Raw genomic sequence first — 21,096 nt, forward strand, 5'->3', positions numbered from 1 at the left:
ACTCAGAAGTGAAACGCAACATCGCCGATGGTAGTGTGGGGCTTCCCCATGTGAGAGTAGGTCATCGTCAGGCTTCTAATCCGAAAGGGCCACCCAATGGGTGGCCCTTTTTTTATGTGTAAAAAAATATCCGTGAAGAGCCGTAAAGAAGAAAAGCAAAAACTTGGAAGTTAATGATAAAAAGAAGTTAGAAATAAAAAAAGCAAAGATGAAACAAAGAAAAATTAAAAAAGAAAAGCTAAAAATAAAAACTAAGAAAATAATGTGACAAAGAAACCCTGAAAAGTAATGAATAACCCAGTCAGGTTTTACTCTCAAAATCCTGCTGAAAAATTTACTCAGGAAAAACCCCGGTAAAAAGTCGAGCACGTTTACGCGACTGTAAATAAAGAGTTCTCCTCGCGGCTTTCTCTCCTGAAAAAAAATTGAGCGCCCAGCTATTTTTTACTGCAATCTTCCCTGGAAGGGCATTCCCAAATAATTTACCGCAGTACTACTAGTAGTCTTCCCGGAAAAAATCTTCCCAATAAAGAAATTATCTCCGCTGTAAAAAAGGGTCTGACAGGGATAAAAGTGACACAAAAATACCAACGAAAAAGCCGGTGATTTTTTGTGCGCTCGCGCAATGTCACACAACTGTAAGGCTGGCAGCGGATATACCACAGTTATACACAAGTCTATCCAGCCATTCTGTTAATAACGGCCGACCTGTGGAAATCACCCTAGAATCAGTGGTGTTTTTTTACCCATTAAAAGACCCCCTATGGAAACAGAGGCCTGAAAGTGGATATCCCGGAGTTATGCACAGGTCTATCCATGGATTCTGTTAGTAACCGTCTCTTCATCCGCTTGTCATCAGTTATAAACAACTACCTGTTTAGACAGAGATGTCAGTTTTATTAAAGGTGGCACGGAAGTCTTTGTGATCGAAAGTTTGGGTTAGGTGGAATAAGAGGGAAATAAAAAAGCCCCTCTGAGTGGGGCTTTTTAAAATAACTGGAGTATTTATAGATTACTCAGATTTAGTGGGAATACGCCCGAGGTCACCTTCCATTTCGGTGGCAAGGAAAGACATCACCACCCAGGCAGCGACATTTTGGCGCAGGTTCTCAGGGTCGATCTTGTCCAGGGTATCGTTGGGAGTATGGTGGTAGTCGAAGTAATCAGTACCATCCTGGTAAAGGCCAAAGGCTGGCACACCCTGGGCGACGAAAACACTGCTATCGGGGCCGCCATAGGATTCGTTATTACCACGCTCAATGCCTAGCGGCGCCAATAATTGCATCATCTGGTCGGCGATATCGAATTTACTCTCCGGCAGCCTAGTATCAAAGCGCCAGACTTTTCCTGCGCCAAAGTCAGATTCTGAAATGGCGATAATGTTGTCGAGTTCATGGCGGTGGGCATCGACATATTGCTTAGCACCGACCAAGCCAATTTCTTCTGCACCGAACAGGACTACACGCAGGGTGCGACGTGGACGCTCGGGTAACTCACCAATCAGGCGTGCAGTCTCCAAAACAATGGCGACACCAGCACCATCGTCAAGGGCACCTGTGGCTTCGTCCCAGGAGTCCAGATGGGCCCCAATGATCATGACTTCTTCCGGTTTTTCGCGACCAGTAATTTCCCCAATCACATTAAAAGAGGGGCCATCGGCAAGGCGCTCATTATTCACATTGAGCTTAACTTCTACAGGTGCACCGCGTTTGAGCATGGCTTCAAGCAGGTTGGCATCGGGTGCTGAGAGCGCCAGGGCGGGGACCGGATTTTTAATACCGTCGATAGACATCATACCGGTGTGAGCGAAACGGTCTGAGTCTGTGCCGACGGAGCGCAGGAGCAGGGCAGCTGCACCTTTCTCTGAAGCTGCGCGCATACCGCGACTGCGCCCCTGAACTGCAGGGCCATAGCCTTCACCGGTGCGGGCCTTTTCCATGCGTTTGTTGATAAACGCTATTTTACCCTTAACCTGTTTTGGCGATGCTTTAATTAAAGCCTCTACATCGACGAACTCGACAATCTCGGCGGTGAGACCGCCATCGGGTGTTGCAACACTGTAGCCCAGGGAGCTGACAACCAGGGGTTGCGGATAAGGAGAAACAACTTCTGCGTGGGCATGGCCACGAGCCCAGCGCGGTACGTCTATCTGTTCCGTATAGACCCGGTCAAAACCCAGGTCTTTCATCTTTTTTTGAGCCCAGGCCACTGCACGCCGGTCTCCCTCGGTACCTGCGCGGCGAGGCCCAACTTCCACTGTCAATGATTCCACGATGCTGTATGCATCTGAGGACTCCAGGGCGCGGTCGCGTAGTACCTCGGCAACTGAGAGGTCCTCCTGAGGCAGCGGTTTTGCCTGGGCGATACCAATCGCCATGGTTGCTATAAGACCCCCGGTAAGGGATAACAGTGGTTTAAACATATGTTTATCCTTGATTAACACTCGTTGGCTCAAGATTTTGACTGTTTGTCTGATGTATTAATAAGTAGTTTGCTGCGAATTTGGCGCAGCTGTTCCAGTCCCCTTTCGGTAAATAAATAGGGTGGGCTATCACTGGACTCGTACTCTTCTATTTCCAGGCACTTGAGACGCATTTTCTCCAGCTCTGGGTCATGGCGCATCGGAATCGCCACCAAAGCACGCCACTCACTCTCGCTGGCCTGACCGGTAATGGCGTCTTCCAGGCCTTTAATAAAACTGGCTCTATCCATGCGAAAACGCGGGGTACGCAGGTGCATAAAAGTCCAGATTACAATGACGAATGCACAGAAGGACAGCAGCAAGGTGAGAAACAGGGTCACTTTTCTACGGCTCCAATAGTAATTTTATCGCGATAGCCAGGGTGGCAAGAATAATCACAGGCTTAATTAGCTTGGCTCCATGTGTGATAACCAGGTTGGACCCAAGTCTTGCACCAATTATCTGGGCGGCAGCCATAGTAATACCCAGCATTAGAGAGAGGTGGCCACCTAGTATAAATATAACTAGAGAAGTGATATTTGTGGCCAAAACCAATGGTTTGGTCGACGCAGTAGCTTTACGCATGTTGTAGCCGAGTAGCGCCGCAAATGCCAAGGCATAAAAGGCTCCCATACCGGGGCCAAAAAAACCTCCGTAAAAACCTATCCCGCCACCGACAAAAAGATGAAAGAGCCTCGAGTCCATTCTGGGTTTGGAGTCGATGTCTGAAATTCTCGGTGAAAAACTGAAGTAGAGAGCAATGGCGATAATCAGTAAAGGCAGTAATGTATCCAGTGTTTCAACGCCGAGCTTTGTGACAGCCCAGGTCCCCATGGATGAACCGATCATTGCTGTGACCAGGCCGGGCCACAGGGGTCTCAGTTGCAAGTGCCCCTTTTGAAAATAGTTAAAACTGGATGAGAGAGTGCCGAAAACCGCTTGGAATTTATTGGTGCCGAGGGCATCGAGCGGGGGAAGGCCAGCCCATAAAAGTGTGGGCAGGGTGATCAGGCCTCCACCACCGGAGATGGCGTTGATAAAGCCCGCGGTGAAGGCCACCGCGGTGAGTATCAGGAGTGTGGTTAAGGTTAAATCGCTACTAAGTTCTATCACGGGAGGATTCGTTACCCTCCAAGGTGCCAGTCTGCATTTTGCGGTGGAACCCCTGGTATTTACTGAAGCGGTGCTGGATCTCTCTCATATCCTCGTCCAGGTTTCCGGTGGGATGGTAGAGGGAGTCAAGGCAGAAGCGTTTACGTGAAAAATCCCAGGCAACCAATAAGATTGGTACATTGGCTGCGTAAGCAATTCGCAGGAAACCACTTTTCCACTTGGTAACTTTCTTACGAGTTCCTTCGGGAGTAATACCGACCCACATTTTTTCGTTATTGCGGTACTGCGTGGCTACCTGTTTTGCGATACCCCCTGCGGAGCCGCGATTGGTAGGGACACCGCCGAGCCACATAAAGAGATTTTTAAAGGGGAAGAAAAAAGCTTCCCGTTTCATCAGCCAGGAAATTTTTACCCTGTAGGCCATGATAAAAGGCATGGCTACGACAAAATCCCAGTTGGATGTGTGTGGGGCCAGGGCCACCATCACTTTCTTCTCAGGGGGGAAGGTGCCCTCCAGGCGCCAGCCCATCAGCCTGATCAGCAGCCTGCCAATAGCAGCGGTGACGCTGTTGCCAAGGCGGGGTATCTCTGCCGGTAATTCTTTCTGCTGACTCATTATGGATCTCTCAGTCTACTGCTTAAACGCCCTGGAACTGGCAAATGGTCTCAGGAAAAGCCCGCATAAATTAATGCTCACGGGTAGCGTAGAAGCGAATATCCGGATAACGCTCCTCTGCCAACTGCAAATTCACTCGGGTTGGTGCCAGATAGGTTAGGTGGCCGCTACCGTCAATGGCGAGATTGGTACTTGCTTTGCGTTTGAAGTTCTCCAGTTCTTTGACGATTTCACTTTCCACCCAACGGGCTGTATTCACATTTACATTTTCGTAAATGGCTTCTACTTTGTATTCGTCCTTAAGGCGATAGGCAACCACTTCAAACTGCAGTACACCAACGGCACCGACAATAATGTCGTTGTTATCCAGCGGGAAAAATACCTGGGTAGAGCCTTCTTCAGAAAGCTGTTGTAAACCTTTTTGTAACTGTTTCAGTTTCAACGGATCTTTGAGGCGAATCCGGCGGAACAACTCTGGAGCAAAATTGGGGATACCAGTAAATTTAAGAGCCTCACCTTCGGTAAATGTATCGCCAATCTGGATAGTACCGTGGTTGTGTAAGCCGATAATGTCACCGGCAATGGCCTCTTCTACATGGGTGCGGTCGCCGGCCATAAACGTCACGGCGTCGGCAATTTTTACATCCTTGCCAATGCGCACATGCTTCATTTTCATTCCGCGGGAGTAGGTACCGGAACAAACGCGCATAAAGGCGATACGATCCCGGTGTTTGGGGTCCATGTTGGCCTGGATCTTAAACACAAAACCGGAAAACTTTTCTTCGCTCGGTTCAACCTGGCGCTCTTGGGTAGCGCGGGACTGGGGACCCGGAGCCCACTCCACAAACCCATCGAGCATTTCACGAACGCCAAAGTTACCAAGGGCAGTACCAAAAAATACTGGGGTAAGTTCACCCGCAAGGTAAGCTTCCAGATTGAACTCATGGGTGGCACCGCGCACCAGCTCGATCTCCTCGCGGATATCCTCTGCGTACTCCCCGAGCAATTCGTCAGCCTCTGCTGAATCAAGTCCCTTAATCTGGATATCATCCGGGATGGTGTGGCCTTGGCCTTGGGTAAATACGTGAATCGTATCGGTGTAGAGGTTGTAAACCCCTTTAAAGCTTTTGCCGGAACTGAGCGGCCAATTGATAGGAGCGGCCTGGATGTTGAGGACCTCCTCAATTTCATCCATCACTTCGATGGGGTCTCGAATGTCCCGATCGAGTTTGTTGATAAAAGATAGAATGGGAGTGGTACGCAGGCGGCACACATTCATTAGTTTTATTGTACGGTCTTCGACCCCCTTGGCCCCATCGATCACCATCAGTGCCGAGTCCACTGCGGTGAGTACCCGGTAAGTATCCTCGGAGAAGTCCTCGTGTCCAGGAGTATCGAGCAGGTTAACCGTGCGCTCTTTGTAGGGAAACTGCATGACCGATGAGGTGACAGAGATGCCCCTTTCTTGTTCCATGGTCATCCAGTCAGAGCGCGCATGGGGCCCCTTCTTACCTTTGACAGAGCCTGCCATCTGGATTGCGTTTCCGAACAAAAGTAACTTTTCGGTCACGGTTGTTTTACCGGCATCTGGGTGGGAAATGATGGCGAAAGTTCTACGTCTTTGAAATCGTTGAGAAAAATCTTGGTTCACTTAGATTTAACCTTATCTGTGTACGCCCTGTGTACACATATAGAAATATACTCCAAGGCCGAATCCGAAAGGACGCATTATATCAAATTGGCCTTTGGTTTTGCTCTTGGCTGGTGACCAATGAATACTATCCGGTCAGGCTGGTCGATGCTAATAGGGTGGCAGGGTAGGCTCTTGGCTGTATACATTTACTGTTGCTGGAGTTGACTCTTTCCAACGTTCCTGGGTTAGCTTCACTGATTAGTTTTTGCGGCCCATGTTTTGTATTGATGTGACAATATTGACATTTGATGACAGGCTGGGTTGAAATGACTATGGACTTGCTGAAAGTCTTCACACGTCATTTTCAAGGAGCACTGAAATGGAAGTTAAACGAAAATTTTTTCTAACAGCAGCATTACTTGTATCAGTAGCGCACTCTGTACCGGCACTGGCATCTACATTATCAACAAGCATAGAACTCAAAAATAACACTTCTTCTGATAATGTGCTCATTAATGGAACAAATTCAACCGGGATTATTTCTCCATTATTTCCAAGCCCAGCAGTTGCAAACAATTCGACTTTCCACACCTCTATCACTAATGGTGTGGCGGATGCTGGGGTATTAACCTATCAATCATGTAGGTTCAATTGGTCAGTTATCCAGATGAATGGCTACTATCAATTTTCAATAGGAGCAACCCCTTCATCTAAGTGCAGTTCAGATGTATTGGTTCAAAATGTGTTTACTGGGGAATACAAAATAAGATTCAACATCGACGCCTAAATAAGTAAGTAATCCTTAGCGAAGGCGATGAGGTGCCTGCCATCGCTAAGGATGGACTGGAAAACAACTGTGTATTTTTTAGGCGTAAAATTTGAACCTCCCACTGCTCATCACCTTTGATCGACTAATATCCATTTAAAATCTTTTTGCCTTCGATATCGAAAATCCTTTAGAGATACACAAAATGTAATACCCGCTCAATTTTAACGCAGAAGAAATAATTATTTTCTATTAATTGATTATGGGTAATGGAGATAGATTTATTGAGAAATGCAATAAAAGACGCCGTGTAATTGTGTGTGATAAATAATGAACTTCGAAGCGTAACAACTTACCCCTTAGTGCCGACAAATAATCTCAAGTCAGATTTTTTACTTGAACTTAGTGGATAAATTTATTTGCGACGGTTATGTAAGGAGAATGATGATGTGTAATAGTTGTTATAGTTCTGGGGCAACTTATACCTTAATAAATAAAATTGAACTGTGGGCCAATAATGGTCTTACCTATACCGATTTAGAGTGTTTGGTTCGTTCATCTGCTGTGACTTATCCAAATACTTATGTTTTTGTTTTTAAAAATGCAATTATATTTAACGGTACTGCTCGAAAGGTATACGTCGACGTACATTATGTTGGCAACAAAATAATTCCGGGTTCGCCGCGACAAGCATTTGGAGGGCTTTGGGTGAGCGGAGTTGGAAATCAAGCGATGAAACCAGAACAGCACGGTGGTGTGCTACTAAGACAATTAAAATTGGAGCTTCCCAGTCATGCGCCAAAAGGTGGAGTAAAAGCTGTATTTGGTGACCGACATGGCAATCGGCCATTACCAAATGGGATAATTCAATCGAATAAGTTAATATAAGGTGCCCTTTTCGGGTTGATATCCTTCCCGCCCGATAAAATACAAGCTTTCCTCTTCGGGTGGGGAAGTATTGGTCTCAAGCTGCTTCTGGATGTGAAACTTGAGGCTCCCACTTTTCAATATCATCGATAGCCCAATGTTTGTGACTGTCAGATGCTTTGATGTGTGGCTATGGAAAAGGGTTTGTGTCTCGTTTTATCCATCTAAAAAATGTACGGCTTGAGCAGCGGTAGTGTTGGTATAAATCCTTGGTTGACCAATATCCTTTAATCATATTTTTTCTGTTTCTTAATATCTAGACATTTTGCTCTACACAAAGGCAAATCCCTGGCCGTTGTGTGTGAGTTCACCTGCTTGCTACACGGAGTCGTAAACGGGATTAACCGTTGCGTGTCCGAAGAAAATATCTTTGATAATATTGCGTATCATTAGGTGATGTGATCGCCGAAGTTACCATTACCGCTATACAGACTCCATACATCACCGGTGATTCGTAGGTAGATTTTCGGCAGGTCAGAAAGTCCATTATTGGGTCGTAATTGCCAGGTGAGGGGAAACTATACAAACGATCGAAAGACTCAATTTAAAGCCTGGCTAGGGAACCCTTTATCTGGGGGCTGTAGGTCCCCAAAAGAAATGGAAGATACAGGAGGCTTATATATCTCCTGCCTATACCATTAGGTGGGGACTTGCCAAGGGTGATGACTTGAGTAGTTAGTGGAAGCTGTACCTTAGGAGTGGGATTTGCTGAGGGTGGCAACTTGAGTGGCTTGCAGAAATTTTACCCTTAGAAAATTAACATTTAAATCAGGTAGTGTTCCACTTCATATTCTTTGTGCCATCTCAGCCACTGTATTCTGCCAAGTGTCCGACAGTGCTCTGTACGAATACATTTTCACGGTTAACAACAAGTCGATTTGTGAACATGCCTATATACAGATTTTCTTGTGGCTGAGGTTGGTTTTGTATACGCCGGTACTGTTTAGAGGGTGGGGTATACTGCGAATTAGGCAATATGTGAGCTTGATCAGCGAAGACCAAGCTCCAATGGGCTGAGTTGCTGTCAGGGCTGGCGCTTCTGGACATCTTTCGAATAAAGTTGGCCTTTCAGCCAAATCAATGTTGGGCGGATTGCACAGTGGGACCAGTCAAGGCTGGTGAACGGGTTTGCAGTTCTCGTAAGCTAAGGGGGATCTATGAGTCAGGACAGGTTGCAGGCGTTGCGTGGTGAGCTCAAGCGGCAGGGGGTGGAGGCCTTCCTGGTTCCCCGCGCTGATGAATATCAGAATGAGTATGTACCCGCGGCCGATGAACGACTGTCCTGGATAACTGGGTTTACCGGGTCCGCCGGCATGGCAGTAATCAGTCAGAGGGAAGCAGCGCTGTTTGTCGATGGGCGTTATACATTGCAGGGAGAGCAGCAGATAGGGGATCAACCCATTGAGTTGGAAAACCTTGATGGTCTGGCTATTGCTGCTTGGGTTTGCGATCAATTACGTGAAGGACAGTCGCTTGGCTTTGACCCACGTCTACATACCGAACCTGGACTGGCACTGCTGAAAAAGCGTCTCGCCGAGAGGGATATCTCTCTCCGGCCACTGGAACAAAATCCAATAGATGCGGTTTGGCGGGATCGGCCCCACCCTCCCTGTGGAGCCGCGCGTCCACATCCATTGGTATTTACCGGGGAGCACTCTAGAGAAAAGCGCCAGCGTATTGCTGGATTACTGGCGGAAAAACGTGTAGATGCCCTTTGGCTGCCCAACCCCGAAAGCTGCGCTTGGCTTTTTAATATCCGCGGTGATGATATTCCCCACCTCCCCGTTGCCCTGGCTAATGCGGTGTTGTACCGGGATGGCAGTGCCACACTGTACCTGGCCGAGCAGGCTATTGGTGAAGGGGTGCTGGAGCATCTGGATCACGAAGTGACACTGGTGTCAGAAAAAGGGCAGTTATTCGAAGACTTGCGCCGTCGCCATGCCAATAAGATCTGGGTAGATGCCTCAATAAGCAATTGCTGGACCCTGCAGCAGCTGCGCGAACTGGATTTACAGTTGCTACTTGAGCGCGATCCCGTGATTGAGGCGAAGGCTTGTAAAAATTCTGTGGAGCTGGCCGGCTCCAGGGCCGCCCATGAGCGCGATGGCGCGGCACTGTGTGAGTTTCTGTGCGAGTTACCCAGCGCGGTTCAAAATGGCCTCGACGAACTGTCGGCGGTGCAACTGCTGTATAGCAAGCGCGAGGAGCGCGAGGGTTTTCGCGGAAATAGTTTTGAAACTATCTCGGGCTACGGACCTAACGGTGCCATTGTGCACTACCGGGTGAGTGATCAATCCAGCTTGGCGATGAAAGCGGAAAGCATTTACCTGTGTGATTCCGGGGCTCAATACCCGGATGGCACCACCGATGTCACTCGCACAGTGGCCCTGGGGAAATTTCCGGCACCTGCAAAGGAGCACTTTACCAGAGTACTGAAGGGCCACATTGCAATAGCCACCCTGCGCTTCCCACTAGGCACCTGCGGAGAGCAGATAGATGCTATCGCAAGGCGCTCACTGTGGGAGGCGGGTCTGGATTATGCTCATGGTACAGGCCATGGGGTTGGCAGTTTCTTAAGTGTGCATGAAGGACCACAGAGAATTGGCAAGGTAGCCACTGGTGTGGCATTGCAGCCAGGCATGATTCTTTCCAATGAGCCCGGCTTTTACCTTACCGGCCAATATGGAATTCGAATAGAAAATCTGGTTTTCGTTAAAGAGAGTGCGGATTACATCGGTTTTCTGGAGTTTGAGGAGCTGACATTGGCGCCGATCGATCACCGTTTAATTGATGTGGAGCTGCTGACAAAAAAGGAGTTGGACTGGCTCAATCGCTATCACCAGCGCGTACGCGATACTATTACGCCGCTGGTCAATGAGAAGACTGCCGAGTGGCTGCAAAAGGCGACCGAAGCCCTGTAATTTTTTAGCTGGGGCTTGCCCCCAGCAGTTGTTATAAGCACCAAAATTTGCCTATGAAAAACAAGGCTATTATTGCATCTCGAATTTATATCCCGCCCCATACACCGATTGAATAAGCTCTGTGTCTGGTAGTACAGCGGTTATTTTCTTGCGTACTTTTTTGATATGGCTGTCGATAGTGCGGTCGCTGATTACCCGGTAATCTGAATAGATGCGATCCATGATTTGCTCTCGGGAAAAAATGCGGCCGGGTTCACTGTAGAGCAGCTCAAACAAGTGAAACTCCAGGGAGGTCAAACCAACATCGCGGCCGCCAATACGCAGCTGCCTGGTTTTGGGTTCCAGTTGTATCGTGCCCAGGTCTGGTTGCCCGGTGGCAGTGGTACGACGTAATACTGCCTTTACCCTTGCTACCAGCTCCCTGGGACTGTACGGCTTGCACACATAGTCGTCCGCACCAATTTCCAGCCCTCGCAGGCGGTCTGCTTCCTCTATTCTGGCGGTCATCATAATAATCGGTACATTACTGGTGCGACGGATTTCCTCGCAGATTTCCAGTCCGCCTTTTCCGGGGAGCATCAGGTCCAGCAAAATTAAATCTGGCGATTGGGACTTCACATAGGGCACAACCTGATTGCCATCAGAAAGGATATCGGCTTGATATTCAGCTGCGCGTAAATAGTCCAGCAGCAGGTTGGCCAGCTCGGTTTCATCTTCAACTATAAGGATTTTTGCGGTCATTATTCCTACCATTTGATCCGCTGAATAAGGGGGAGAAAAATACTGATTTCCAGGCCTCCTAAGCGCGAAGAGGTGGCTGAGATACTGCCCTCATGGGCTTTGACAATATTTTGACAGATTGACAAACCCAGGCCAGCCCCACCGGTCTCGCGGCTACGTGAACTTTCAGTACGGTATAGGCGGTCGAAAAGGTGGGGTATATCCCCATTGGTGACTCCAGGGGCTGAATCCTCGAAAGTGAGGATAACGGTTTGTGCTTTGGCACGGGCTGAAACTCGTAATTGGCCGCCACTATCGGTATAGCGCAAACTGTTAGTGAGCAGGTTGCCGAATAGCTGCTGTAGGCGCGCCGCATCGGCATAGATGAGCCTGTCTGCACTTAGTTTATTGGTCAATTTCAAGGCTATATTTTTCTGCGCAAAGGCACTGCGAAAATCATCGACGATATCATTTAGTAATGGAGCTAGGGGAATATCGGTTTTGCAATAACTAAGAGCTCCCACGTCAGATAGGGAGAGTTCGTAGAGGTCGTTGATCAGGCGATTTAACTGGTGAATTTTATCATGGAGTATATCGAGGTTTTTTGGGGAAGCGGTGCGTACACCATCCTGTAACGCCTCAATTTGTCCCTTCAACACTGCCAGTGGAGTGCGCAATTCATGGGATATATCTGCCATCCAGCGATTGCGTGCGTGCTCATTGGCCTCAAGGGTTGCAGCCAGCCGGTTGAAATCCGCACTTAGCTGGCCCAGCTCATCGCTGCGTTCAATATCGATACGGGTTTTGTAATTGCCGGAGGTAAGGCGATGGGTAGCTTCAGCTAGGCGGCGGATGGGGCGAACCAGCTGCCAGGCCAGGGGCAGGGCGATACCAAGGGTCAGGATGAAGGTGACAATAGAGATCAGTGCAAAAGTACGTGACTGTTCCCGTATAAAGCCCTGCTCATAATTATTGGACAGGGATGCCGGTGGGTTGATAGTGAGAAACCCCACTGTCTTGCCTTCAATGGTCAAGGGTTGGTAGAGCAATTTCTCTGCTGGTGCGGGGCGTCCAATCACCAGGCGCTTTTCGCTATCGAGCAGGCTTAGGCGTGGGCCGAGACGGTCACCAGCGGGTGGAGGCATTCCTGGTCTGCCACCTTCTGGACCCATGCCCCTTGGAGGCCTGCCGGGGCCGCCAGGGGGCGGTGGTGGTAATTGTCCCAGTTGGCGAAAGATGGTTTGATGGTGTAGGTCCAGCCATTCATGGCCGTTGCCTTCCAGGGACTGCCAGCTCCCTTTATGTGCATAATAGTCTTCCAGCGCTTGAACAAGGTCTTCAACATCGCGTAGTTCCTGTGCACGCATGTAGGCGAGAAAACCGTGGCTAAAACTCCACTGGAAAAATACAAACATACCACCGACGGTAATTGCGGTGGTCAGTAAAAATGCCAAGCTGAGTTTGTAGCGAATATTTAACGACATATCGTATCCGGTTCGTCCTTCAGGCTGTAAACGCGGCGAATCCTCCCGTTCCGTTGATCCTGGGTCGTGCCTGTGCTGGTAGGTTGTAACACAAGCGTACACGTACAGTAATTATGCAGTAAATACGCAGGTGATTTTCTTTCCCATGGCGGGTGAGTAGCTTTTGCTGTGCAGAACAAAAGCTCAATTATTTGCAAGGGCGGCTCCCAGTGTTGGAGCCTGATTTTTAACGGAAGCTCCGAGAGAAATTGGCGAAGTGGAAAACCGGTGTAAGACGAAGTTTTCCCGGTCGCACTGTATAAAGAGGGTTGCCAGTATCCGTTTACCTCCACGGCTCCAGGTGCTGTGATCGTGTGCATTTAGGGTTACAGTGATTTGGTTAAATCCGGGCCGTAATAGCTTTTCTGGCAGGTGCACATCGGCGGCATAGAGGCGCTGTACTTTTTTGCCATTAATATAAAGATGTGCGTGGCCCTCAAGAAATCTTTGTGGGGTATCACTGGCATCGCGAGGTGATTCGAGTTCGAAGCGGTCAAAGTCGATGTGTAAATTGAATCCGGACATCGTATCCCGGCTGATGTTCAGCTCAATTCTCGGTGTGGCAATATGCATTGGTATTTCCACAATGGGGTGCTGATCACCACCGTGTCCTGTATGCGGATTGGCTTGGGCTATCACTGTGAGGGTGCCGATCACTGCATATACCAGGAACCCGGCAATTAAATACTTGTGTAATTTCATAAGCTGCTCGCTTCCAAGTATGATTAAACTTTAACGACCAACAGTAGTGGAGCATCGATTCACGATAGTTTGGTCGTCCAGTTTTCCGTAAAAGCGCGGCCCAAAAGTAAATGGGAATGCCGGTATCAGCTGGGCATCATCACTGAGCGTAACCGTTAGGTGGTAGTGATAGCCGCGCTCGCTATCGCTGTGCCCGTTGTACTGATCAAGGTAGGCTCCGCCCAGAGCGGTTAATTCGGAATCCCAGTAGTAATCTTCGTAAAAGAAACCAGAGGTTGTATCGAATTCATTACCCGATAGTGAGGTATAGCTGCCGCTGGTAGTGGGACCGGTATTATTGGTGGTTTGGGTCCCCTGGTTGATGTTGTATTCATCTACCAAGAGACAGCTCCGCTCTCCGGCATCGCCACAGCCGGTTTTCGAGTTGGGATCGTTATAGTTGCGCACCGCCCAACTACTCAGTGCCAGTTGGTCGTCGTCTTCCCAGGGGCCGTGAATGGCATAGCCATCGGCAGTGTAGCCGTAGATTGGTGAGTGGCTATCACCCACATCACCCACCAGGTCAGCGAGGCAGTTGCTGTAGAAGTGATGGTGGTAGTCGCCATTGGCGGCATGGCCTCCACAGACATCCACATCGTAGACCTCTGCGAAAGGTGCGAGAGTGTGCCAGGTGTTGTTAACTGACTGGCCATCACTCCATTGGTAAATTGAGGTGCCGTTCACCCAGTAGCCCTGGACGCCGAGGCCGGTCTCGCAATCCTCGGTAGCAACTTCTGGCGTTTTGGGAATATAGCCTTCATGGGAAACGTTTTCTGGGCAAACGGGCCCCGGTGGCCAAAAACCATATCCAGCTTCAGCGCCGCAAGAGGAATTACTGCGGTAACCAATATCCTGACCAAAACTGATAATATCCCCTGGCTGCACTGTAGGGCTGCCACTGAGGAAGTCTGTGCTGACTTTGGGGCGGCTGAGAAGCGCGTTGAGGATATTGTCAGTGATAAGAATTTCGTAGTCGGGGATGCCTGTAGCAGTTACCCGTGTATAGTCTCTGCCATTCACCGTTACTGACTCGACACTTTGTACGTTTACCAGAATCTGTTCATTACTGTTATTCTCATAGATGTAAGGAGCGCGCTCATCGGTGGTGTTGATGATCCAAACACCGGCATCCCCCGAGCCGCCATCATTGCTGCTGTTATCCCCAGAGTCACTATCGCCATCACTGCCACTGCTGCTCACATCACTGCTTGTTTCTGTTTCAGAGGAAAAGTTTCCACCACCTCCACAGCCATGCAGTACACCAGCGAGTAATGTGAGGGTGAGGACATAGGACAGTAGCGAGTACCCGTCGTGATTTAAGAGTGCTTTTATTTTCATAATCCACCGAGGCATCAAAGGATAAGTACTTTGAAACTACCCGAGAAAAGTGGACAAAATATGGATGTTTGCTGTGCATTTTGATACTGGATGCAGTACAAGAATTATACTGAGAAGCGGTTTCTAAACTGGAAATTCCCCCCGACAACCTAAACTGAAAAGCTGTCCTATGTCTTTGCCGCTAAGTAATTCAGTCATTTTTTAGAGAGAGCAAATCCCTCCTGTACCTATGATTATTTATCGCCGGGCATTGTGTACAGTGCACCTGGGGTAATGGTGTTAATTTTTGCAAAGCCCAATATTTTTATGGACAGAGTTCCAGCGCACAGGCTGTGCGCTGGAGTCCCGTCCAGTCACGGAGGGAATCAGGGGCGTGGAGGTGGTCTGGGTGGCAGTCCGCCGCCGACTTCACCGGAGCAGACATTTACCAGGGTTTGATCGTCCAGCTTGCCGAAGAAGCGTGGGCCAAAGGTATAGGGGAAGGCTGGAATTAACTGCGTATTGTCACTCAGGGTCACGGTCAGGTGGTAATGGTAGCCACGCTCGCCCCATTCTATTGGTCCAGATAAGCGCCGCCTTGTGCGGTTAGATGCGGGTCCCAGTAGTAATCCCTATAAAAGAAGCCGGCAGAAGTTTTGAAGATATTGCCGGACAGAGCGGTAAAAGTATCGCTGGTACTGGGACCAGGTTTATTCAGCACTTCATAACCCTGTGCCAGGCTTTATTCGTCGACCAGCCGGCGGTTCCTCTCTCCGGGAGAACCACACCCGCTGATTGAGTTGGATCGTCGTAATTTTCGGATAGCTCAGCTACTTTTGGCCAGCACACCATCTTCTTCCGAGGACCCATAAACTGCATAGCCGTCGGCAGTAAAGCCGTAAATGGGTGGGTGGTTGTTACCTATGTCGGCTACAAGCTCTGCAAGGCAGTCGCTATAGGAATGGTGGTGGTAATCGCCACGTGCGGCGTGCCCACCGCAAATATCCACATCCTACATTTCTGCCACTGGCGCCAGAGTGTGCAAGGTTCCATCCAAAACCTGGCCGTCGCTCCACTGATAGATAGAGGTACCGTTAACCCAGTACTCTTGGACACCCAGGCCAGTTTCACACGCCTCCCCAGACTCTTCCGGCACCAGCGGAAAATACCCCTCGTGGGAGATATTTTCCGGGCAGACCGGGCCTGATGGCCAGTAATCATAGCCAGCATTCACGCCACAGGAAGAGTTACTGCGATAGCCGATGTCCTGGCCAAATCTGATGAGATCGCCAACCTGTAGGAGTGGATTGCCGCTGACGAAACCGGTATCCATCCTGGGTCGACTTAGGAGCCATTCGTACAGGTCTTTAGTAATTTTGGTTTCATAGTCGGGGATACCGGTGGCCGTTACACTCGAATAATCTTTTCCACTCACCGTTACCGAATCGACACTCTGTACATTCACCAGAACCTGTTCATGACTGTTGGCTTCGTAAATATAGGGCGCGCGTTTATTGTCGATATTTATTATCCAGGGGGAATTATCCAAGTTTTCAGTGAAGTTATTTAAATTCTCACTCGAGTCAGAGCTTTCTTGGGTTGGGTTATCCCGATCGCATCCGCCTAACAAGCCAATGAATATGATTAACAGGATTTTCTCAGGCAGCAGGCGCTGCATTGAGCGGGGGTATTCCATTGCTTCCATGGGTCACCGACCATGTTGGGAATTGGTCGATTTCTAAGTGATCCTTCACCGGAAATGCCGGATTTGAGGTGAGGCTTGCCGGTGGTGTCTGAAGCGATTGAGGAAAAGTGGAAGTAATGTGCATGAAGAGAAAAGTGGCGGTCGCTTCCTTGACTGGTACTGACGTTTGAGTGAGTGGAGTGCCTGAGGTGGGGAGTAAGCCCCGGTGTGCCCGGGGCTGCTGTTTAGCTGGCTGGCAGCTGCTCCGGGGTGGCTACTTCGGCCGTACGCTGTCGGGTATCGTGGCGTAGCCACCACCATGAAAGGATACCCAGGAGGATATTGGATGTGGCTGTCGCAACAAACAAACCGGTCATTCCCCATAGCTGATTTCCCAGCCAAGCCAGGGGCAGGTAGATACCGAGCACCCTCAAGAAGGAAATCATGGTAGCGGGCAGGGGGCGTCCAAGGCCGTTAAAGGCGGCATTGGCTGACATTACAAAGCCGTAACCGGCATAACTGATGGGCACCAGGGTGAGGTAGGCGACTGCCACGGCGATAACTTCTGGGGACTCACTAAACAGGCGCGCGATAGGTTCGCCAATAAAATATAAAAGTACTGCCAGGCTACTGCCCAGTATGAGGCAGAAACGTGCCAGTACGCTGACAGTTTCCCGCAGCCGATCGATTTTTCCAGCTCCAGCATTCTGTCCCATAAAAGGACCAACTACCGCTGAAAGCGCATAGAAGATAATCAGAGCCATCGGCTCAATACGCATCGCTACCCCCAGGCCGGCAACGGCATCATCACCATGCACAGCAACCAGTGCTACAACGACACCGCCAGACATGGGGATGATCACATTGGTCAGTATCGCCGGCAGTCCTACGGCCAGTATCTTGCGCCAGGATTCAATCAGGGTGCCCAGGTGCCATTGGGGTGGGGCCATCAAGTGTTCGCGGCGAATCAGGAAATAAAGAGCTGCAAAGAAACTCAGTGCGCGCACGATGACCGTCGCGATTGCCGCACCCTGTAATTCCAGGCGGGGGAAGCCAAACAGCCCAAAGATCAGGATGGGATCGAGAATAAGGTTAAACAGGGCCACACCCACCATAATACGCCCGGTCAAGGCGCTGTTGCCGATGGCGCGTAAGGCGGACATGGCGATCGTGGGGACAATCACGAAGATAGTGCCGAGGTACCAGGGCACCATATAGTCGGCAATGAGTGGCAGTAGCTCAGGGCTCGCACCAAGCAGTGAGAATAGTGGTCGGATCGTGAGCAGGCCGGCAACTGAGATTACCAGGGAGATCAGTAACGCCAAAATCGAAGTATCGGTAACCAGTCTGCGTACATCCTGTACTTCTCCGGCACCAAAGGCACGGGCGACTGCCGATGAGGTGCCGGCGCCCAGGCCGATAGCAAAGCTGTTGATTACCATCACTACGGGAAAGGTAAAACTCATGGCCGCCAGTGGCGCACTGCCCAATTGGGAGACAAAGAAAGTGTCCACAATATTGAAGGACATTACGGCGAGAATGCCCCATACCATAGGAAGGGCCAGCCTCTGCAGGTGAGCGGGCACCGAGCCTTCGAGGAGTGATGGGCTGCTGTTCGATAGCGTCATTCAATAACTCTTTTTACGCGGTCGGATCAGTGGGAACCTCGGTGATGCTGCCGCAAAAACTGATGGGTGGTGACGCTGTTTGGCAGGGCGCCCCCCTTGAAAGTCGCCCTCTAGGCGCAGTGAGAAAACGGTCCTTTCTGTCGTCAGTGGGTATTTTACGACCCGCTATCGTCCAGGGCGAGGCTCATGAGTACAGCATTCTCTCTGCTACCGTTTTCTGCGGGATAGTAATTCTTACGCAAGCCGTCTTCAGAAAAACCTAGTTTGCGGTAGAGCGAGAGTGCGGCGAGATTTGAACTGCGCACCTCAAGCAGTAGCCGCCGGATGTCATCGGGTAGCTCTGTGATTAACCCCTTGAGCAATCTCTCGGCGATGCCGTGCCGGCGCCAATTAGGAGCGACGGCTACATCGAGGATTTCCACCTCGTCGAATAGATGGCTGATGACACAGCAGGCGATCATTTCCCCTTCATTCTCAAGTAGCCAGCCTTGGTGTCCAGACTCAAGACTTTGTCGGTATTGGGTTTCATTCCACGGGTGGCTGTGAGCACTGCGTGCAAGCGCAGCGAGAGCTGCACAATCAGTTACTCCTGCCAGGCGTTTTCGTAACCCAACAGCTACCGGCAAACTCATTTTGCCTCTGTCTCTGCCGGGTAAGTTACACGCAGTAATTGCCAGAGGTCGCGTTTGCGCTCAGGTTCCTGTAACAACAGGGACAGGCTTGGCATGCCGATGACACGGATCCCTTGCCAATTATTGACAGTTTCATCGAGTGGAATGGGAGTACAAAACTTCTGTGCTTCATCGCCCATCAGCCAAATAGACTTTACCGGGTGGCGGGCACAGGAAGCTTCTAGCCAGCTGGAAAAAGTATCTCGAGCTTCAGAGGCATCGGCTATCGGGCCAAAGCGGTTTTGTGCCAGAGGCCAGTGCAAGCGCTCCTGCTGACGCGATAACTGATGCCAGTTCATCGCTTGTACAATATTGCCAAACAGGGCATCCAGCGGTAGGGCGGCTCCGGGTTCATGGCTGTCCACAGCGAGAAGCTCTTCCCCGAGTCGCCAGCAATTGAGGACAAATGGCCGAACCTCCTGTCGGGGCGGCGCAACCTGCGTAATGACCGCAGGTTGCACTTGGGGTACGCCACCGGTAAGCGTTGCAATATCCGGCGGGCTAACAGCTGTGTCAGCCTGCTCTGGGGTAGAGACAATGTGCGCTACCGATTGAGGCAGAGGGTTGGCAGCGGGCTCTGCCTGTCGCAGTGGGGGTGGGGCAGCCTCTACAGCCGGTGGCAGCAGGGCTTGGCGAGGCTCCGGTGCGAGCGGCAATACGAAGCGCGGCGCATAGCTGGCGACACCAAGTACTGACAAATATTCCGCTCGCTGCAGTTCGTTCACTTACACGCCCTGTTTTTTACTCTCACTACTGGCGAGCAAGTTTAACGCATCCATATAGGCTTGTGCGGAGGCAATTAGAATATCGGTATCTGCCCCTACCCCGTTAACCAAACGGCCATCTTTTTCCAGGCGTACAGTCACTGATCCCTGGGAATCGGTTCCCTGGGTAACAGCATTCACGGAATAGAGTTTCAGGTCTGCACCGCTATCGACGATATACTCAATGGCTTTAAACGTGGCATCTACGGGGCCGTCACCCTTAGCTTCTGTCTCGTGAGCTTTGCCATCAATTGACAGGCTGATAAAAGCCTGGGGGGCGCTGCCAATTTTACTGCGTACATCCAGGTCGTTGAGCTGAAAGCGCTCCACAGGAGCTTCACTTTCAGCAACCAGGGAGTGTAAGTCTTCGTCGAAAATTTCGTGTTTCTTGTCAGCCAGTTCTTTAAAGCGCAGGAATACCTGATGGAATTCTTCGCTGTCTGAGAAATTGATGCCCAGTTCTTCGTAGCGGGCGCGCACGGCAGCACGACCGGAGTGTTTACCTAAAACTAGGCGGTTCTGGCCCCAGCCCACATCCTCAGCACGCATGATTTCATAGGTTTCACGATGCTTGAGTACACCGTCCTGGTGAATGCCGGATTCGTGCGCGAAGGCATTGGCGCCGACGATAGCTTTGTTTGGCTGCACCGGGAAGCCGGTTACTGAGGAAACCATGCGTGAAGTGGGTACAATATGGCTGGTATCGATACCGGTTTCTACTGGGTAGAGATCCTGGCGGGTCTGCACAGCCATAACAATTTCTTCCAGGGAAGCATTGCCTGCGCGCTCTCCCAGACCGTTGATAGTGCACTCTACTTGACGTACCCCATTCATCACGGCGGATAGGGAGTTGGCTACTGCCAGGCCCAAGTCGTTGTGGCAATGGGTGGAGAAGATGGCTTTATCGGAATTGGGGACACTCTCGATAACCCGGCGGAACATGGCACCGTATTCTTCTGGTTCGCCGTAGCCGACAGTATCGGGAATATTGATGGTGCCAGCCCCGGCAGTGATTACCGCTTCAATAATGCGGTACATAAAATCGGGCTCGGAACGGCTACCGTCCTCCAGGGAGAATTCCACATCATCGGTAAACTGGCGTGCGGTTTTAACTGCGTTTACCGCTTGCTGCAACACGTCTTCCGGATCCATCTGTAGCTTGTACTTCATATGGATCGGAGAGGTGGCGATAAATGTGTGGATGCGGGAGGCGTTGGCTTTCTTTAAGGCTTCACCGGCACGCAGAATATCGGCGTTAACCGCGCGGGCCAAGCTACAAATCCGGGATTCGGTCACTGCTTCAGCGACTGCCTGCACGGCTTCGAAGTCCCCGGGGCTAGCGATTGCAAAACCGGCTTCTATAACGTCCACCCGCATGCGCTCCAGCATACGGGCAATACGTACCTTTTCCTCTTTGGTCATAGAGGCGCCGGGGCTCTGCTCACCATCGCGCAGAGTCGTATCAAAAATGACTAACTTATCTTTCTTTGTGCTCATTTTCGCTTGTTCTCCTTATTTGTTCCGAGGCTAAACAAGCGGCTCTGCTGCTGTCTATGCGCCGTCCAAATAAAGTTGGGAATTCTGTTGGGGGTGGGGGAGAGAAAAATTATA

General features: G+C 50.2%; 21 protein-coding genes and 1 rRNA gene. 5 read left to right on the top strand and 17 right to left on the bottom strand.

Features of this window, described 5'->3' with window-relative positions; genetic code table 11:
• Positions 1-73, top strand: a 5S ribosomal RNA gene (gene rrf / locus ABWV76_RS22070); the annotation flags it as partial.
• Between the two features lie 939 nt (positions 74-1,012).
• Here rrf and ABWV76_RS18705 read toward each other — a convergent pair.
• The 5 genes from ABWV76_RS18705 to ABWV76_RS18725 form a co-directional block, all read right to left on the bottom strand.
• Complete coding sequence (locus tag ABWV76_RS18705; protein WP_353376947.1) at positions 1,013-2,422, bottom strand: M20/M25/M40 family metallo-hydrolase; 1,410 nt, start codon at positions 2,420-2,422, stop codon at positions 1,013-1,015.
• 29 nt (positions 2,423-2,451) lie between these two features.
• Positions 2,452-2,802 carry a hypothetical protein gene (locus ABWV76_RS18710; RefSeq protein WP_282951704.1) on the bottom strand — a complete coding sequence of 117 codons (351 nt, stop codon included), beginning with the start codon at positions 2,800-2,802 and terminating at the stop codon, positions 2,452-2,454.
• A gap of 4 nt (positions 2,803-2,806) precedes the next feature.
• On the bottom strand, positions 2,807-3,574 hold the full coding sequence (locus ABWV76_RS18715) for a TSUP family transporter (protein WP_353376948.1): 768 nt from the start codon (positions 3,572-3,574) through the stop codon (positions 2,807-2,809).
• Positions 3,561-4,190 carry a lysophospholipid acyltransferase family protein gene (locus tag ABWV76_RS18720; RefSeq protein WP_020411846.1) on the bottom strand — a complete coding sequence of 210 codons (630 nt, stop codon included), beginning with the start codon at positions 4,188-4,190 and terminating at the stop codon, positions 3,561-3,563. The genes ABWV76_RS18715 and ABWV76_RS18720 overlap by 14 nt, the downstream gene beginning before the upstream one ends.
• 70 nt (positions 4,191-4,260) lie before the next feature.
• The gene (locus ABWV76_RS18725; protein WP_282951701.1) at positions 4,261-5,841 is read right to left on the bottom strand and encodes a peptide chain release factor 3; all 1,581 of its coding nucleotides are present in this window, start codon (positions 5,839-5,841) and stop codon (positions 4,261-4,263) included.
• Between the two features lie 361 nt (positions 5,842-6,202).
• Here ABWV76_RS18725 and ABWV76_RS18730 point away from each other — a divergent pair, with 361 nt between their 5' ends.
• From ABWV76_RS18730 to ABWV76_RS18745, 4 genes are all read left to right on the top strand, one after another.
• Positions 6,203-6,610, top strand: a complete 408-nt coding sequence (locus ABWV76_RS18730; protein WP_157533335.1) for a hypothetical protein — start codon at positions 6,203-6,205, stop codon at positions 6,608-6,610.
• A gap of 384 nt (positions 6,611-6,994) precedes the next feature.
• On the top strand, positions 6,995-7,477 hold the full coding sequence (locus tag ABWV76_RS18735; protein ID WP_353376949.1) for a hypothetical protein: 483 nt from the start codon (positions 6,995-6,997) through the stop codon (positions 7,475-7,477).
• 610 nt (positions 7,478-8,087) lie between these two features.
• Entirely contained in the window at positions 8,088-8,195 is a 108-nt protein-coding gene (locus ABWV76_RS18740; protein ID WP_157533350.1) for a hypothetical protein, read from the top strand.
• A 478-nt stretch (positions 8,196-8,673) separates the two neighbouring features.
• Positions 8,674-10,437: an aminopeptidase P family protein gene (locus ABWV76_RS18745; RefSeq protein ID WP_353376951.1), complete on the top strand. Its 1,764-nt coding sequence runs from the start codon at positions 8,674-8,676 to the stop codon at positions 10,435-10,437.
• Between the two features lie 69 nt (positions 10,438-10,506).
• Here ABWV76_RS18745 and ABWV76_RS18750 read toward each other — a convergent pair whose 3' ends face one another.
• The 12 genes from ABWV76_RS18750 to ABWV76_RS18805 all read right to left on the bottom strand — a co-directional run bounded on the left by ABWV76_RS18750 (position 10,507) and on the right by ABWV76_RS18805 (position 20,982).
• Positions 10,507-11,178 (bottom strand): response regulator, encoded by a 672-nt coding sequence (locus ABWV76_RS18750; RefSeq protein WP_282951697.1) that lies wholly within the window; start codon positions 11,176-11,178, stop codon positions 10,507-10,509.
• A 5-nt stretch (positions 11,179-11,183) separates the two neighbouring features.
• On the bottom strand, positions 11,184-12,641 hold the full coding sequence (locus ABWV76_RS18755; RefSeq protein ID WP_353376953.1) for an ATP-binding protein: 1,458 nt from the start codon (positions 12,639-12,641) through the stop codon (positions 11,184-11,186).
• 183 nt (positions 12,642-12,824) lie between these two features.
• Entirely contained in the window at positions 12,825-13,382 is a 558-nt protein-coding gene (locus ABWV76_RS18760) for a hypothetical protein (protein ID WP_353376954.1), read from the bottom strand.
• A gap of 30 nt (positions 13,383-13,412) precedes the next feature.
• A complete protein-coding gene (locus tag ABWV76_RS18765) occupies positions 13,413-14,759 on the bottom strand; it encodes a YHYH protein (RefSeq protein ID WP_353376956.1) in 1,347 nt (448 codons plus the stop codon).
• Positions 14,760-15,124: 365 nt separating this feature from the next.
• Positions 15,125-15,277, bottom strand: a complete 153-nt coding sequence (locus ABWV76_RS18770; protein ID WP_020411856.1) for a hypothetical protein — start codon at positions 15,275-15,277, stop codon at positions 15,125-15,127.
• A gap of 35 nt (positions 15,278-15,312) precedes the next feature.
• Positions 15,313-15,459 (bottom strand): hypothetical protein, encoded by a 147-nt coding sequence (locus tag ABWV76_RS18775; protein WP_020411857.1) that lies wholly within the window; start codon positions 15,457-15,459, stop codon positions 15,313-15,315.
• 105 nt (positions 15,460-15,564) lie between these two features.
• Positions 15,565-15,747 (bottom strand): YHYH protein, encoded by a 183-nt coding sequence (locus tag ABWV76_RS18780; protein WP_353376957.1) that lies wholly within the window; start codon positions 15,745-15,747, stop codon positions 15,565-15,567.
• Between the two features lie 3 nt (positions 15,748-15,750).
• A complete protein-coding gene (locus tag ABWV76_RS18785) occupies positions 15,751-16,434 on the bottom strand; it encodes a hypothetical protein (RefSeq protein WP_353376958.1) in 684 nt (227 codons plus the stop codon).
• Between the two features lie 233 nt (positions 16,435-16,667).
• Positions 16,668-18,050: an MATE family efflux transporter gene (locus tag ABWV76_RS18790; protein WP_020411860.1), complete on the bottom strand. Its 1,383-nt coding sequence runs from the start codon at positions 18,048-18,050 to the stop codon at positions 16,668-16,670.
• Between the two features lie 155 nt (positions 18,051-18,205).
• Complete coding sequence (rimI, locus tag ABWV76_RS18795; RefSeq protein ID WP_353376959.1) at positions 18,206-18,682, bottom strand: ribosomal protein S18-alanine N-acetyltransferase; 477 nt, start codon at positions 18,680-18,682, stop codon at positions 18,206-18,208.
• Positions 18,679-19,446 (bottom strand): hypothetical protein, encoded by a 768-nt coding sequence (locus ABWV76_RS18800; RefSeq protein WP_353376960.1) that lies wholly within the window; start codon positions 19,444-19,446, stop codon positions 18,679-18,681. The genes rimI and ABWV76_RS18800 overlap by 4 nt, the downstream gene beginning before the upstream one ends.
• A complete protein-coding gene (locus tag ABWV76_RS18805; RefSeq protein WP_020411863.1) occupies positions 19,447-20,982 on the bottom strand; it encodes a 2-isopropylmalate synthase in 1,536 nt (511 codons plus the stop codon).
• Positions 20,983-21,096: the final 114 nt, after the last annotated feature.

The organism is Microbulbifer sp. NBRC 101763 (assembly GCF_040371615.1).
In the GTDB taxonomy this organism is placed as follows: Bacteria; Pseudomonadota; Gammaproteobacteria; order Pseudomonadales; family Cellvibrionaceae; genus Microbulbifer; species Microbulbifer variabilis.

Bases quoted from the DNA above. Each gene is read 5' to 3' on its own strand.
- ABWV76_RS18705 (WP_353376947.1), bottom strand. From the start codon at position 2,422: ATGTTTAAACCACTGTTATCCCTTACCGGGGGTCTTATAGCAACCATG.
- ABWV76_RS18720 (WP_020411846.1), bottom strand. From the start codon at position 4,190: ATGAGTCAGCAGAAAGAATTACCGGCAGAGATACCCCGCCTTGGCAAC.
- ABWV76_RS18730 (WP_157533335.1), top strand. From the start codon at position 6,203: ATGGAAGTTAAACGAAAATTTTTTCTAACAGCAGCATTACTTGTATCA.
- ABWV76_RS18745 (WP_353376951.1), top strand. From the start codon at position 8,674: ATGAGTCAGGACAGGTTGCAGGCGTTGCGTGGTGAGCTCAAGCGGCAG.
- ABWV76_RS18750 (WP_282951697.1), bottom strand. From the start codon at position 11,178: ATGACCGCAAAAATCCTTATAGTTGAAGATGAAACCGAGCTGGCCAAC.
- ABWV76_RS18755 (WP_353376953.1), bottom strand. From the start codon at position 12,641: ATGTCGTTAAATATTCGCTACAAACTCAGCTTGGCATTTTTACTGACC.
- ABWV76_RS18760 (WP_353376954.1), bottom strand. From the start codon at position 13,382: ATGAAATTACACAAGTATTTAATTGCCGGGTTCCTGGTATATGCAGTG.
- ABWV76_RS18765 (WP_353376956.1), bottom strand. From the start codon at position 14,759: ATGAAAATAAAAGCACTCTTAAATCACGACGGGTACTCGCTACTGTCC.
- ABWV76_RS18785 (WP_353376958.1), bottom strand. From the start codon at position 16,434: ATGGAATACCCCCGCTCAATGCAGCGCCTGCTGCCTGAGAAAATCCTG.
- ABWV76_RS18790 (WP_020411860.1), bottom strand. From the start codon at position 18,050: ATGACGCTATCGAACAGCAGCCCATCACTCCTCGAAGGCTCGGTGCCC.
- rimI (WP_353376959.1), bottom strand. From the start codon at position 18,682: ATGAGTTTGCCGGTAGCTGTTGGGTTACGAAAACGCCTGGCAGGAGTA.
- ABWV76_RS18805 (WP_020411863.1), bottom strand. From the start codon at position 20,982: ATGAGCACAAAGAAAGATAAGTTAGTCATTTTTGATACGACTCTGCGC.